Annotated in this window: 10 protein-coding genes and 2 pseudogenes; 3 read left to right on the top strand and 9 right to left on the bottom strand. The window is 61.4% G+C overall.

Annotated features, from left to right (window positions below; all coding sequences use genetic code 11):
• Window positions 1-236: 236 nt before the first annotated feature.
• Window positions 237-1,580, top strand: coding sequence for a hypothetical protein (locus FJ490_RS22695; protein ID WP_140696752.1), 1,344 nt, complete (start codon window positions 237-239; stop codon window positions 1,578-1,580).
• Window positions 1,581-2,708: 1,128 nt separating this feature from the next.
• A pseudogene (locus FJ490_RS22685) lies at window positions 2,709-2,854 on the top strand (Arm DNA-binding domain-containing protein); the annotation flags it as partial.
• A gap of 137 nt (window positions 2,855-2,991) precedes the next feature.
• Here the strand turns inward: FJ490_RS22685 and FJ490_RS22680 are convergent.
• From FJ490_RS22680 to FJ490_RS22640, 9 genes are all read right to left on the bottom strand, one after another.
• Complete coding sequence (locus FJ490_RS22680; RefSeq protein WP_140729117.1) at window positions 2,992-3,744, bottom strand: TIM barrel protein; 753 nt, start codon at window positions 3,742-3,744, stop codon at window positions 2,992-2,994.
• The gene (otnC, locus tag FJ490_RS22675; protein WP_140566510.1) at window positions 3,744-4,397 is read right to left on the bottom strand and encodes a 3-oxo-tetronate 4-phosphate decarboxylase; all 654 of its coding nucleotides are present in this window, start codon (window positions 4,395-4,397) and stop codon (window positions 3,744-3,746) included. The genes FJ490_RS22680 and otnC overlap by 1 nt, the downstream gene beginning before the upstream one ends.
• Window positions 4,394-5,659 carry a 3-oxo-tetronate kinase gene (otnK, locus tag FJ490_RS22670; RefSeq protein ID WP_140729116.1) on the bottom strand — a complete coding sequence of 422 codons (1,266 nt, stop codon included), beginning with the start codon at window positions 5,657-5,659 and terminating at the stop codon, window positions 4,394-4,396. The genes otnC and otnK overlap by 4 nt, the downstream gene beginning before the upstream one ends.
• Before the next feature lie 53 nt (window positions 5,660-5,712).
• Entirely contained in the window at window positions 5,713-6,699 is a 987-nt protein-coding gene (gene denD, locus FJ490_RS22665; RefSeq protein WP_140729115.1) for a D-erythronate dehydrogenase, read from the bottom strand.
• 41 nt (window positions 6,700-6,740) lie between these two features.
• Window positions 6,741-8,696 carry a hypothetical protein gene (locus FJ490_RS22660; protein WP_140649851.1) on the bottom strand — a complete coding sequence of 652 codons (1,956 nt, stop codon included), beginning with the start codon at window positions 8,694-8,696 and terminating at the stop codon, window positions 6,741-6,743.
• 15 nt (window positions 8,697-8,711) lie between these two features.
• Window positions 8,712-9,650: an ABC transporter permease gene (locus FJ490_RS22655; protein ID WP_224619126.1), complete on the bottom strand. Its 939-nt coding sequence runs from the start codon at window positions 9,648-9,650 to the stop codon at window positions 8,712-8,714.
• Between the two features lie 23 nt (window positions 9,651-9,673).
• Window positions 9,674-11,581 carry a sugar ABC transporter ATP-binding protein gene (locus tag FJ490_RS22650; protein ID WP_140729114.1) on the bottom strand — a complete coding sequence of 636 codons (1,908 nt, stop codon included), beginning with the start codon at window positions 11,579-11,581 and terminating at the stop codon, window positions 9,674-9,676.
• An 80-nt stretch (window positions 11,582-11,661) separates the two neighbouring features.
• On the bottom strand, window positions 11,662-12,645 hold the full coding sequence (locus FJ490_RS22645) for a substrate-binding domain-containing protein (protein WP_140498327.1): 984 nt from the start codon (window positions 12,643-12,645) through the stop codon (window positions 11,662-11,664).
• A 51-nt stretch (window positions 12,646-12,696) separates the two neighbouring features.
• Complete coding sequence (locus tag FJ490_RS22640) at window positions 12,697-13,443, bottom strand: FCD domain-containing protein (RefSeq protein ID WP_140649849.1); 747 nt, start codon at window positions 13,441-13,443, stop codon at window positions 12,697-12,699.
• A 97-nt stretch (window positions 13,444-13,540) separates the two neighbouring features.
• Between FJ490_RS22640 and FJ490_RS33180 the strand changes: the two are divergent.
• Window positions 13,541-13,678: pseudogene (locus FJ490_RS33180) on the top strand (tyrosine-type recombinase/integrase); the annotation flags it as partial.
• Window positions 13,679-13,883 lie beyond the last annotated feature (205 nt).

Raw genomic sequence — 13,883 nt, 5'->3', positions numbered from 1 at the left:
CGCGAACGCACGTGCCTGTATTATAGTCTCTGCCCTGACAATTAATCTTTTTGTCGTCGCGTGCAAGCGGTATTGCGTCAATCGACTCTGAGGGATATGGTCATACCGCAGGGGGGGCGCTTTTGGCTTTGGCGTCTAGTCCGGCATTATATATTGTTGCCCATTTAATGTTCCAGGTCATGGAAGCTCTTGGCAGCGCGCTTTACTGACAAGACTTAATACTTCGGGAGAGTGCTATGGTCAGCGTCCTTGGACGTCGATTGATGCAGGCTGCGACTTGCTTGTCATTGTTTGTTGGTTGGGACTGCGCGCTTGCTCCCGCGGTGGCCGCAGGGCAGCCGCCTGCGACACCCGCCGATTTTTGTCCTCCGTCGCCCGTACGCACCGATGCGATGGATAATCCCAGCAAGCACGCTTGGGATTTGTTCGCTACGTTGGTCCAACCTGCGGTCGCGACAGACCCTAAATCTCGCGGAGTACCAGACTGTTCGCGCCGTCCTGGAGCGCCAGGTACCACTTCTGTTTGGGAGACGTGGAAGTTAGCAGATAGCGAGGTATTCAAGGACGACGGAAGTTACCCGGCCGATTGGACCGATGCGAACGACGAAAGACATCTTTTTGGTCAGGCGCCTGGGCAGCAGCCAGGTTTTCATGAACAAGCCGCATTAAGCGCAAGGTTCAATACATCAGGAGAGGGTGTCTATATCGGAAGCGTAGGCGGTCTCGGCGAGACATATATGAACAAAGCGACGTTCGACTTCATTCGTACGAATTGTCTGTATAGTCGAGATGGATTGGCGAGGTACGCTAAGGCGGTACTTGATAAGGCGGTCGGACCGATCACTTTCCCTCCAGAGAGCATTGAAGTCAAAGCTGCTTGGGTGCAATTCACCGATGCCGAGATTGGGTCGGGCGTTCCAAACAATTTCTATTCAATAGTACTCTATGTGAAGAATGGGCAGCTCAGCTCTGGACAATCAACAGGAGCAACGAAAGTCGTCTTTGGGCTACAGACGCTTCACATCCTCACGAAAGACGTTCCAAACTGGTTCTGGGCGACCTTTCATCACAAGATATTCGCTGGAAAGCCGCTCCCCAGCCAACCTGGAAGGGAGTATCCCGACACAGCGCAAATGCCAGCCAGTCTCGCGGGAACCGTTTGGGAGAACTATAAATTGGGAGGGACGCAGGTCAATTTCGTGGACACGACCGGCTCTCCAATTGTGCTTTCAGATGCCCATATCGAGAATGGCTTTGTAAACTCCTCGTGCATTAGCTGCCATTCATACGGTGGATGGGACAAGAAAGCCGCATCACCGCGATTTTTCAACCCTCTGAACACCGGATTGTTTCAGATCGGGTTGCCTAACCAAGAACCCGTGCCAGATGGTGCTGTACTTGCCAAATCTGTTGACGGTACGCTCGTTCCGTGGCCAGGCTTCCCATCGGCCAATCTGCAGGTTACGCGTAATAATGTATTTGACGACTTCGTCCAGACCGACTTCGTGATGTCAATACCGTTCCGTGCAAAGCCAGAAACTGCAGGTCCGCCGCCCGCCTCCTGTCCATTTCAAAAATGAAAGGGGGCTGACGAGATGAGTGTCAGGCGCTGTTTGGGCGCGATGCTCCTGGCAATCGCGGCTTTAGTGATTGCATTGCCAAGTAATGGAGCAACCGATCGCCCCGAGGGTGATGGCCACGCGGCGACATTAGGTCCACTTACCTTTTCTGCCGATCAGGCTGGGGCCGGTCGGACCAAATTCCTTTCGACCTGCGTGCTTTGTCATAAGGCCGACCTCTCGGGGGGATTCGGCCCCCCCCTTAGAGGCTCTGTCTTTACACAAAAGTGGTTCCCTGGCAGCGTCAGTGCCCTGTTCAGTTTCATCAAAACTAATATGCCAAGGAACGCGCCTGGAACTTTGAGCAACGCAGAAGTGAGCGCACTGATCGCATTCATCTCAAGCGAAAATGGGAAAACGGCGGGCGACGTCGCTCTGCCAAGCGACTTGATGGCTCTCGCCGGGATAGGTTTCGATCAGCTTACATCTTCGGCCTCGCCTTGAATAACAAGTGAACAGCCGTTGGGCGCCAGGCGGAGGCACAGCGGTGGCGCTCATGGATGTATCCGTTCGCTATCTCGCTTAGGCAATCTGATTAACAATCCGCTTTCGGCGCCCGACTGCGGCCATTCGCCAACTGGCTGCGAATAGTCCAAAGTCGTCTACAGTCGAATTGTGCAAATTCGCCGGTGCTCGGTGGGCCAAACGGATGCGAAACCAAGCAGCCGCTGTCCTGTGTCGGTTTGCTTACCGCATCCGCTGGCGGAAATGGCGCCCACGCGCCATTCTGTTTGGCGCTGCGAAATCGCTACGGAAATGATGCAGTCAAAAGGATGCATGCCGCGACAGCGACTACATTGTTGTAGCCTTTTCAACAGCGTAAGAATCCGACGGTATTTGGAACGGTATTAGGAAATTTATGGCAGCAATTGGACTGCAAAACCAGTGTGTTGAAGGTCCGGTTGATCATCGAGTGGGAATGATTCAGGCCCACTCAAACGCCGCCGAAAATACGCCAATCCGCGACTTAAGTACGTCGGAGCAATGAGGCTCGTGACGGTGTTTTTTGCCTAAGGCATAGAGGAAAAAGGAATTTCCTGCCACGAGCCTCCAAATTGTACTGACGGTACTTTTCAGGACGCAGTAGGGTTGTTGACGGATGCCGCCCTTAAGGCGCTGGAACCACAGAATATCTACAAGATTGCTGGCCGAGATGGCCTATATGTCCGGGTCATGCCCGGTGGGGCGATCTCATTTCGGCTTGATTACAGGCGCCGCCTGAACGACGCCAAGAGTTTTGGCGAGTAGCCTAGGTCATCCCGAACGCGGCAGATCCGCTATCGACCGGGTGTTCTCGCGCCTCCTGTCTGGCGTGGATATCGGCTCCGCCGGGGCCGAAAGCGTGCCGCGCCAAGCACGCGCACTCAGGCCTCTAGTGGTCGAAACGCTTCATCCATCCGAACGAATCGGTGACGGGGCGATATTCGGCGCCGAATGCACCATCATAGCCGGCGTCCGCGATTGCGCGCAGGAGCCAGCCATAGTCCACCTCGCCGTGATCGGGCTCGCTACGATCCGGTATGGCGGCGAATTGGATATGGCCGATCTTGTCGGAAAATTGCCTTACCGAGTTAAGCAAATCGCCTTGAATGATCTGCATGTGATAGCAGTCGAACATTACCTTTACCGCACCGTCTGTCGCATCGATCACACGCAGTGCGGTGGAAAGGTCGGAGAGGAAATAGCCCGGCGCATCGCGCGGGTTCAGAGGCTCGATCAATATGCCGATGTGGTGCCGTGCCGCCGCCTTCGAAGCGTACCGCAAATTGCCGGTGAACGTCGCGAAGGCTTCGTCACCGATTGCCTTTCCTGCCATCACATGGATGTTGCGACAGCCTGTTACGGCTGCCCATTCAATCGCCTGGTCGATCGCCGCGCGCGCTTCCGTTTCACGGCCCGGCAGCGCGGAGAGGCCGAAATCGCCCGCCCCAACATCCCCCCGGGCCGTGTTGATGCCAAGCAGCGGAAGACCGGTTTCGGCGAGCAGCGCCGCGACCACCGATGCGTCGGTATCGTACGGCCAATGCATCTCGACCGCCGCGAAACCGCGCCGCTTGGCCGCGCGGATCGCATCCGGAAGCGCTAGGTCACGAAAGAGAAATCCCAGATTGGCCGAAAGTTGCATCAGTCGTCCCACTCCACGTCAAAGTGTTCCACCAACTCGCGAATTTGCGGAGCCGCGAGGATCTTGGGCCGCAAGCCCTGGGTGAGAAGCGTGAGCTTGGCCGTTTCCTCAAGTTCCTCCATCGCATAGGCGGCGGCTTCGAGATCCTTGCCGGCGACGACGGGTCCGTGGTGGGCCAGCAATACGGCCGACCGTTTCCCGGCGAGTCCGCGCACGGCGTCTCCCATCGCCGGGTCGCCGGGCCGGATGTAGGGCAGCAGTTTCACCTTTCCCAGCCGCATGATCGAATAGGCCGTCAGCGGCTTGAAGACGCTGTCGGGATCGATGTCGGGCAGAAGCGAAACCGCGACGGAATGGGTCGAATGAAGATGGACGACCGCTCCGGTGCGCGCGCCGCGTGTTTCGTAGAACGCCTGATGCAGCGGCATCTCCTTCGTCGGCTTGTCGCCGTCCAGGAACCGCCCCTCAGCGTCGAAGAGCGACAGGCGGGCGGGGTCGAGCGCGCCAAAGGACGATCCTGTCGGCGTGACGAGCAGCCGACCGTCGCCGAGGCGGGCGGAGATGTTCCCCGAGCTTCCCGCAGTGAGGCCCCGCGCGAACATGGACGCAGCGATGCTGCACATCTGATCCCTGAGTCTTGTTTCATCGCTCATCGTAGAACGCCTCCCGTAAGGACGTCGGCTGCCTTTTCGAAGAACCCGGCCGAGCCGAAATTGCCCGATTTAAGGGCGAGCACCATATCCGGGTCACGGGCCTTCAACGCCGGAACACCGGAGTCGATCTCCGGTCCGATCTCGAATGACGAAATGTTGAGCGCCGATACGACGGCCCCCGATGTCTCGCCGCCCGCCGTAACCAGCCGGCGTACGCCACGCGCCGAAAGCTGACGCGCCAGTTCGCCGAAAAAATCTTCAACCGCCGTCGCGACGCGCTCCTTCCCGTAGCGGTTCTGTGCGGCGGCGACGGCTTCGGGCTCGGCCGACGAGAACACCAGTGGCAAGCCGTGGTGCTGGCGGTCGATCGCCCACTCGGCATATTCAACAGGATTGGCCGTGCCGTCCACGACCGCATCCACCTCCACAACGCGCGTCGGATGGCTTTTCCGGTGCTCGGCAATCTGGCGCCGGCTCATGGTCGAGCACGAACCGCAAAGCGCGGCCGCCGGCCCCTGTATTCCCTTCCAATGCGTGGCCGCCGTGCCGATCAACCCGGCCCGACGAAAGTTGGCCGGAAGTCCCAGCGCTATTCCCGAACCGCCGCTGAGCAGGACATCGGCTTCGGCAGCCTCGCCAATGGCGACAAGGTCCTTGTCCTGGATGGCGTCGACCACGACGTAGCGAGAGCCCCTGGCGGATGCTGCCTCCAGCGCATCCCTGATCGGGAGGGCGCCTCCCGCTACGACATCGTAGGGGACATGGCCGATCCCGCGCGCGGTCTGTCGCGCAAGCCAACGCCGCAGATCGGGATCCGTCATCGGCGTAAGCGGATGCTTCTCCATGCCGGATTCGCTCAACAGCCGATCGTTGACGAAAAGATGCCCCTGGTAGATCGACCGGCCGGTTGCGGGAAACGCCGGACAGACGATCGCGCGTGCCGCTCCCAACGCGTCGCCAAGAGCGTCCAGCACGGGACCGATATTGCCTTCGGGCGTCGAGTCGAATGTCGAGCAGTACTTGAACAGATATTGGCGGCAGCCTTGGCGTCGAAGCCACTCCAACGCCGCGAGCGACTGCTTCACCGCCTCCGAGGCGGATATCGTTCTGGTCTTCAGGGCAACGACGCCCGCGTCAACCGAGCGGTCGGAGGCGGTGTTGGGAACGCCGTTGTACTGGACCGTGCGCATGCCCCCCTTGGCAAGCGTGTTGGCCAGGTCGGAAGACCCGGTGAAATCATCGCCTATGCAGCCCAGAAGCATCGGAATTTCCCAGTTTCAACTTTCACGGAACTTTGGCGACCATGCCCTAACGGTTAAGGGATGGTCTTCGGGGCGTCGTCCGCCAGGTAAACCGCGATCAGTTCATCGACCGTGCTTTCGGCCACAAAGCCCAGACTGGTGGCCAGCCTGGGCGTGAAGGATTTCGGCCACCCGGCAATAATGGCCTCGATCGCCTCGTCCGGCTTGCGGTCTATCAACGCCTCGGCTTCGGCCCCTGCCACGCGGCGGAGCGCGGCAATCTGGTCGGAGACCGTGGCCGCGACACCCGGCATGTTCAGCGTGCGCCGGGCGCCCAGCGCGGATGTATCGAGCATCGCGGCATGGATGAGGAAGGCTACCGCCGAGCGCGGGCTCGCCAGCCAATGCTTGACGGTCTCCTTCACCGGCAGCACGGAGCGCTGCCCGGCGAGTGGCTCGCGCAGGATGCCGGAGAAGAAGCCCGAGGCTGCCGCGTTGGGAGTGCCGGGCCGAATGACGATCGTCGGCAGGCGTATCCCGACGCCGTCGAGGAAGCCGCGGCGCGAGTAGTCGGCCAGCAACAGCTCGGATATCGCCTTCTGGGTGCCGTAGCTGGTCAGCGGGGCAAGGATGTAGTCGTCGGGAATAGGGTCGGGCAGAGGCGCGCCATAGACAGCAACCGAGGAGGTGAACACCAGCCTGGGGATATATTTCCGCCGGGTTCCTTCCAGCCGGATCGCCTCGAAAAGAGCGCGCGTGCCGTCCATATTGATGCGATAGCCCTTCTCGAAATCGCGTTCCGCTTCGCCGGACACGATGGCCGCGAGATGGAAGATCACATCCGCGCGGCGCGCGGCCAGATCCTGCGCTGCGCCGGGAGCGGAAATATCGGCGGCAATGGCGTCGACAAAACCTATGTCACCGGTTGGCACCGGCGGCTTCGTCACGTCCGCCAGCGTCATCCGGTCAATCTTTCGATCTCCAAGCGATGCTGTCCGCGAAAGCTCGGCCGCGAGTTTGCGGCCGATCATTCCACCAGCGCCAATGATGAGTATATGCATGGATGCTCCGTTCTCTTCCGGGACTGGTTTGTGATGCCGCTTCAGACCTGCCTGAGCGCGCGCACGACTGCGTAGGCTTCGAGCGACAGGGTTTGCGTTCCGTCATGCGTCAGCCGATCGAGCAGATCCGGTTGGCGCGATGCCGCGACGAAAGATGAGGCGTCAAGAATTGCAGCGCGCGCGAAGCCTTTGGGGAGGCGCACCTCCAGCGCGTTGGGCGAGGGGTTGCATAACCACAGCTCGGTGCCTTTTTCGGTAACCGCCGCGATTCCTCGCACTGCGCCAGGGACCGACGATCGCAGCGGACGGAGCGGGCAGCCTTTGAGCTTCGCCAGGCCTCGCACGATGTGCCAGACAGGATAGAGCTCGCCCTTGCCTTCGAACCAGGGCTGCGGAAACGACGTCGGCACGGAGAGGACGCCGAACGGGCCGACCGCGGCGCCGAGCGCGATGGCCGCCGCGCCGCCTTCCGCGAAGGCGGCGAAGTAGCCGAGGTTCCAGGCCGCTCCCATGACGCCCCGCTGGCGCGGATCATTGAAATTGACCGCCTGCCGGATGTTGGCGGGATTGGCGACCGGCGCTTCGCCATAGGGATTGTCGCGCAACCCGATTGCGGACGGCCCAACGGAATATGGGCGGCCCTTGGCGATCGCCGGCACGGTCCTGACAATATGCGGCAGGCATTCGAGCGTCTCCATCAAGGAGCGGTCGTCACCAGCATGAAAAATCGCCGCCGTCGTGAATGTCACGAGGTCTATCGCCTCGGCCGGGGGACGTTTGCGGTTGAGCTCGGTGAAGAAGCTGAACATGCCTCCGCCGATGCGAGATGCGGGGAAGGCCGCGCGCGCGGCCGCATAGAGCTTCGCCGCATCCGGCGCTGGCGGCCAGATGCTGCCGGGCAGCGTGCATTTGAGATCGGGTGCGGGTGACACCAGAACCGTCGTGAAGCGATGATCGAGCCTCGCGGCCACCTTGCCCAGGGAGTCTATTTCCGCCGCGGCGCCAGCATCGTCGGCATGCTCGACCACGGCTTCGAGCCAGGGTTGGGCGCCCATTGCGACGGCGATCTCGACCTGCCTCGCCAGCGTTTCGGCATCATGGCCGAACCGCGGATCGTAATGGCAGATGACATGGGCGACGCCGAGCTGGGCAAGCGTCTCGACATGCCGCAATGCGGCCGAAGCGTCATCGGGATGCAATCCGACGCCGAGAGGTGGAATCGCGTCCGCCGCCTCGCCGAGCGTCAGGGCGGCGATGCCTCCCGCCTGACGCGACGGACCCTTGGGAGAGCCCTTGACGGTCAGGGTGATCTTCTGTTCGACGACCTCGCCGGGCTCGATCCTGTACGGCCAGGGCAGAGCGAGGGGACGAACATAGGTCTTGTAGGAGGCGTCGGTCCAGTTCCGCTGGTCCTCCATCTCGAACGCGTCGCCCTCCATAAGGCAGCTGACCTCCAGCCCGCCGGGAGTACGATGCGAGATTTCACGCAGATCCATCATCGGCTGCACCGGATCGATCTCCACAGGAAACCGTGTCTCGGCCTTCTCGCCGCTTGTGTGCGTGATCGTGGCGGCCGCGCCGCTTATCCCCTCTATGGGATGCAGGACGACAAAGCCGGTCCGGTTCGTGAGAAGCCCGGTCGGCGTGGTTCCGCGAGCCGAATAGGTCAGAACGCCTGCCGCGGTACCAGCGATGGCCACGTCATAGCCGAAGGTCTCGCCTTTGCTGGCAACGCTTGCGCGATAGGCCACACGAAAGCGATCGTCGTCCTTTTCGACGACCAGGTCGGTGATTTTCGGAATGAGCGTCGCCCAGTCCTTGTCGCGGACCACGAACGAGATTGCGCGGATCACCTTTTCGCCATGCATGCGGAAGTCGCGCAGGTTCGCGCCGTCGAAAAGCACGCTGAGGGGCCCGGCGCTCAGTAGCCACTCCTCTGCCGGTAGTTCTTCCGTGCCGTAGAGGCGGACGGCTCGGGAAGGATCGGACTGTGTCATAGGATTCTCCCGGTCTCAAACGCGGCGCGATTTCCAGGTGATGAGGCGCTCGGCCAGCAAGGCGAGGATGATGATGGCGCCGATGGCGGTCCCCTGCCAGAACGGCGAGACGCCGAGCAGGTTGAGGCCATTGCGGATCATCACCATGATCAGAACCCCCATCAGCGTGCCGAATATCGTGCCTCGTCCGCCGTAGAGGCTCGCGCCACCGATGACCACGGCCGCGATGGCGTCGAGTTCAAGCTGGTTCCCCCCGATCGGGTCAGCCGACATGATCTGCGCCAGCGAAAAGGTCATCGCCGTCGCCGAAAGGGCACCGGACGCCACGTAGGGAAAGATCGAGTAGAAGAGGGTGTTGAGGCCGGCCGCCCGGGCGGCTTCAATGTTCGAGCCGACCGCGTAGATGGTTCGCCCGCCCTTGGAATATGTCAGCCACGCCCAGGTGGCGAGGTAGAGCGCGATGAGGAAGATGACGTTGGCGGGGATGCCCAGCAGGTTCGTGTAGACGATATTCTGCAGCCCCATGGGCAGTCCCGAAATCGAGCGCTGTCCCGACACGATGTAGGCGAGACTGCGCCCCATCGCCATGACCCCGAGCGTCACCACGAAGGGGGCCAGGCCGAACACTGCGATGAGAACGCCGGAGAAAAGCCCGATCAGGGCGCCGCAACCTATGGCGAGCGCGATCGCCACCGGAATGGGGAATTCCTTCAGGAGTAGGGCGAGGATGATGCCGGTCACGCCCGCGACCGACCCGACGGAAAGGTCGATGCCGCCAGTCAGGATCACCAGGGTCATGCCGACGGCAACTATGCCAAGCACCACCGATTGGTCGAGTATGTTGAACATGTTCCGCTCGGTGAAGAAGTGCGGCGAGATGAACGACAGGATCACCGCAAGCACCATGGCGAGGCAGAGCATCCGGAACTCAAGCGTGCTGGCGAATCTGGGCATCGCAAAGGATCGTGTGGGCGCGTTCATGCGTCGATCTTTTCGTCTTGAGGTGTATCGAACAGGCCGGCGATCCGGGCCGACAGAGCCCCGGCGTCCGGCAGCCTGGAGCCGGCCGGCAGGCTGAGCCCGATCCATCCCAGATCGTGCCCTCGGCGATTGGACAGTGGTGCAAGCAATGTAGAGCGGCCGTCATTCTCGGTCACGATGCCGGGTTGACGCCTTCCAAGCGCGAGGGGGATTGCCGTCTCCTGCGCAAGATAGACATGCCCGGCCGCGAGTCCCATCGTTGCACCCGGCGTACCCTCGGCGAGGGCGAGGCAGACGAACCGGTCGTCGTCGATCAATCCCCAAAATGCCGTGCCGCCATGGCCGGCGACAAGATCGCGCAGGAATGCCGTGTTGCGCTCGGCTGAGCTTCGGGGCGCGGCGAGCAGCGTCAGGCTCTCTTCGCTCAGTCGCGAGGCGGGCAGGTCGGCGATGGTATAGCCGTCACTCACCACGACGACCCGCTCGCAGATCCCCAGTAATTCCTGGAAATCCGAGGAGATCACGACTACGGCTATCCCCCTTTCGGCCACCTCGCGCAGCAGTTCGTAGATTGCCTGGCGTGTCCCTATGTCGACGCCTTTCGTAGGCTCGTCGAGGATGAGCACTTCGGGCTCGATCAGCAGCCAGCGCGCGATAATGATCTTTTGCTGCATGCCGCCGGAGAAGTGCAGAAGGTTTGCATCCATGCGGTCGGTCGGAAGGTCGAGACGCGAAATCAGCTCGCTGGCCTGCTTGCGGCGCGCCGAATGGCCTCGCCCGAAACCCCTGTGCTTGCCCATCTGGGCGAGGAAGAGATTTTCGCCGACCGTCATGTCGGGCACGATGTTCTGGGCCCGCCGGTCCTCGGCGACCATTCCGAGACCGGCGCGGATTGCCGCGATAGGGCTGTTGGGGGCAATCTCCTTGCCGCCGACAAGGACGCGCCCGCGGCTGCGGTGGCGCAGTCCGAATATCGCTTCGGCGCTCTCCGAGCGTCCAGCTCCGACAAGCCCGCCGAGGCCGAGAATTTCACCCCTGCGCACCGTGAACGAGACGTCACGCACGAAAGGCGGGGCTTTGAGCCCAATTACCTCCAGAGCCACCGGCTGCTCGTTAGTGGTCACTCGCGAGACGGCCTTTCGATACACATTTCCGATGTCGCGTCCCACCATGTGGCGGATGACGTCGGCCTGCGTGAGCCCCGCCGTAGGCACGCTTTCGGCCACGGTCTTGCCCTCGCGCAGGATTGTGACGCGATCGGTGACTGCGAAGACCTCCTCAAGCCGATGCGACACGAAGGCGAGTGCCTTCCCGCTGTTTTTCAGCCGTCCCATAATCTCGAACAGCCGGTCAACCTCGATCGGCGAGAGGGAGGCCGTCGGCTCGTCGAAGATGACAAGATCGGCGTTGAGAGCCAACGCCTTGGCTATTTCGACGAGTTGGCGTTGCGCTGCCGAGAGCCGGCGCACCTCGATGTCGAGTGGCAGTACGTGGTCGTGGCCAAGTTCCGACAGGATGGTCTGCGCCCTGTGTCGCAACTGGCTGAAAGACAGACGGCCCGGCATCGCGTAGCTGGGTAGGAAGATATTCTCCAGCACGCTCATGTCGGGCGCCAGACTGGTTTCCTGTGCCACGAGGGCAATGCCGGAACGCAGCGCGTCGCGCGCGGATCCGACGGTCAAGGGAGCACCCTTGAAGAGTATCTCGCCCGATGAAGGCGGCAGGTGTCCGCAAACGATCCGTGACAGCGTCGATTTTCCCGCGCCGTTCGCGCCCAGCAATCCGCAGATCTCGTACCGGCAGAGCGCTATCGACGCGTTGCTGAGCGCGTAGGCGTTCCCGAACAGGCGGGTGACGCCACGAGCCACGAGAAGCGGCTCGCGAATCTTGCTGCTGTCTACCATCCGAGGACACACTCCAAGTGGTACGAATAAAGCGTCCGGGGGAGGGTGCCCCCGGACGGCCTATGTCGGCCAGGCCCCGATTACATCTCGTTGGCGAAGACCGTTTCCTTGATGGTTGGAAGCTCCTGCTCGATGTTCTTGCTGGTCACGATCTTGATCGGCACGAGGATTTTCTTTTCGGGAGTCTTGCCGCCGAGATGGTCGACCATCGCGCGTCCCGATTCCTGGCCCATCAGATACGGCTGCTGCATGCCCGAAACGACCAGTTCGCCCGACTGCAGCAACGGCACGAATTCCGGCACGCCGTCGAAACCGGCAACCAGCACGTCGCCGGTGAGGCGGGCCGCCTTGATTGCCTGCAAGGCGCCCAGCGTCGGGCCGTCGGTCTGGACGAAGAGGCCCTTCATGTCCGGATTCGCGGTCGTCATATCCTGCGTGAACTTGAAGGTTTCGTCCGCGGTGTAGGTCTGCATCTGCTGCAGCCCGGCTTCCTTGGTGATGCCAGCCTCTGTCATCGCGTCCTTGAAGCCCTTGGTGCGGGCCTGGCCGTTGAGGCGGGCCTGGCTGATGCCGACAATGCCCACGCTGCCGTCCTGCTTGCCGGCGGCCTTCATTGCCTCGGCCAGCGCTTTGCCGACGCCGTTCGCGCCCTGATAATTGTCAGAGATGATGAAGGACACATAGTCGCCGCTGTCCGTGCCGATGTCGGCGATGACCACGGGAATGTTTGCCTGCTTGGCGAGATCGAGCACGGCCGGCGCGGTTGAACTGTCTGTCGGAGAGATGATGATCCCGGCGACGCCGCGGGCGATCGCGTCCTTGGCATTTTTAAGCTGGGTCTGGGCATTGTTGCCCGAATCCAGCGCCTGATAGGTGTAGCCTCCCTTGGTTGCGACATTCTCGATGCCCTTGGAGAGGTATCGCCAGAAGGCAAGATCAAGGCCTGGAGTCAGATAGACCAACTCCTTGGATTCGGCGAGAGCGGCGGTCGCCGTCCCGGCAATGCCGGTCAGCGCGACAACGCCCGCGAGGGCTGCGGTGGCAAAAAGGCGTCTTGTCAGCATGGGAACTCCTCCTGTTGTGCTGCATGGTTGCCCGGCAATCCGCCCCTATTCTTATCCCTTTCGAGCGGATTGCGTTAAAAGCTGCTTGGTCGTGGTGTAGATGCGTGTTTCGTGGATCGCGAAGGCCCTTGCGGCCGCCTCGGAATCGCGCGCCTCAAGTCCCGCAAGAATGGCACGGTGATCGGCGATGCTCGTTGCGATGCTTGAAGGCTGGGCGACTGCTCGCCGCCGATGGTCGAGAAGGTAGGAATAGAGATCGGCGGCGATATCCGCCAGCGCGGCATTGCCGCCCGCCCGATAGATGGCCGTGTGAAATTCGCGATCGCAAATGAGGAAGCGAACGGGATCGTCGATCGCCGCTTCCTGCGCCTCGATCGACTTTTGCAGGGTCTCGAGCGTCGCGGCTTCAACCCGGACGGCCGCGGCCCGCGCCACCTGATCTTCGATCAGCAACCGCGCCTCATGCACGTCGTCAAGACTGTATCTGGAAATGTCGCGATAGCGGGCCGATTGAACCGCGAGTTCCCCGACTTCCGTCGAGGCCACCACTGTCCGCGTGCCCTGGGCGACGGAAAGGATGCCCTTTGTGGAAAGGATCAGGATCGCGCCGCGCACCGTCTCGCGGCTTACCGACAAAGCGCCCGCAAGTTCACGCTCGCTTGGCAACGGGTCCCCCACGTCAAGAATGCCGGTCGCAATGAATGTCGCGATCTTCTGGACGACGAAGTCCTTCATCGAATGCTTCGGCACGCCGCCAAGCGCACTCCCGTCGTCGGTCAGAATCGCTCGTAAGTCCATCCGTCCTTACATCCGAAGAGGTCTAGTGGTCCGGTATATGTACCAGTAGGCCTGCTTCAGCTGTGCGTCAATAGCGAGACGCGGCCGTCAAATCTCGGCTGACAAGAGATATTGCTTTGGGAGCGGTGAGAACGTTCTCAGCCCGCATACTCTCCGGCACAGCTTCGCCACTCACCTGCTTGAGCAGGATGTCGACATCAGCGTCATCCAGGTGCTGCTCGGGCACAGCAAGCTCGAACGACAGCGCTCACCGGCGGAGCGGGAGTCTTCCTTCCATCGATTTCGGGCTGCTCTTGTTCTAACCCTAATAGGGCCAATTTCCGGATAAATCGATATGAACGCCCGATACTCGTGATGGATAGGAGTGGCGGGACCATGCTAGCCACGAGGCAGACAGACCGCAGGCCTGTCGTGCTTCACTCCAGCTTAAGCGCTTCGGC

The organism is Mesorhizobium sp. B2-5-11 (assembly GCF_006440835.1).
Classification (GTDB): Bacteria; Pseudomonadota; Alphaproteobacteria; order Rhizobiales; family Rhizobiaceae; genus Mesorhizobium.
Note: the sequence above shows the minus strand (reverse complement) of the source record. Positions and strands in the feature narration are given on the sequence as shown.

Bases quoted from the DNA above. Each gene is read 5' to 3' on its own strand.
- FJ490_RS22695 (WP_140696752.1), top strand. From the start codon at position 237: ATGGTCAGCGTCCTTGGACGTCGATTGATGCAGGCTGCGACTTGCTTG.
- FJ490_RS22680 (WP_140729117.1), bottom strand. From the start codon at position 3,744: ATGCAACTTTCGGCCAATCTGGGATTTCTCTTTCGTGACCTAGCGCTT.
- otnC (WP_140566510.1), bottom strand. From the start codon at position 4,397: ATGAGCGATGAAACAAGACTCAGGGATCAGATGTGCAGCATCGCTGCG.
- otnK (WP_140729116.1), bottom strand. From the start codon at position 5,659: ATGCTTCTGGGCTGCATAGGCGATGATTTCACCGGGTCTTCCGACCTG.
- denD (WP_140729115.1), bottom strand. From the start codon at position 6,699: ATGCATATACTCATCATTGGCGCTGGTGGAATGATCGGCCGCAAACTC.
- FJ490_RS22660 (WP_140649851.1), bottom strand. From the start codon at position 8,696: ATGACACAGTCCGATCCTTCCCGAGCCGTCCGCCTCTACGGCACGGAA.
- FJ490_RS22655 (WP_224619126.1), bottom strand. From the start codon at position 9,650: ATGCCCAGATTCGCCAGCACGCTTGAGTTCCGGATGCTCTGCCTCGCC.
- FJ490_RS22650 (WP_140729114.1), bottom strand. From the start codon at position 11,581: ATGGTAGACAGCAGCAAGATTCGCGAGCCGCTTCTCGTGGCTCGTGGC.
- FJ490_RS22645 (WP_140498327.1), bottom strand. From the start codon at position 12,645: ATGCTGACAAGACGCCTTTTTGCCACCGCAGCCCTCGCGGGCGTTGTC.
- FJ490_RS22640 (WP_140649849.1), bottom strand. From the start codon at position 13,443: ATGGACTTACGAGCGATTCTGACCGACGACGGGAGTGCGCTTGGCGGC.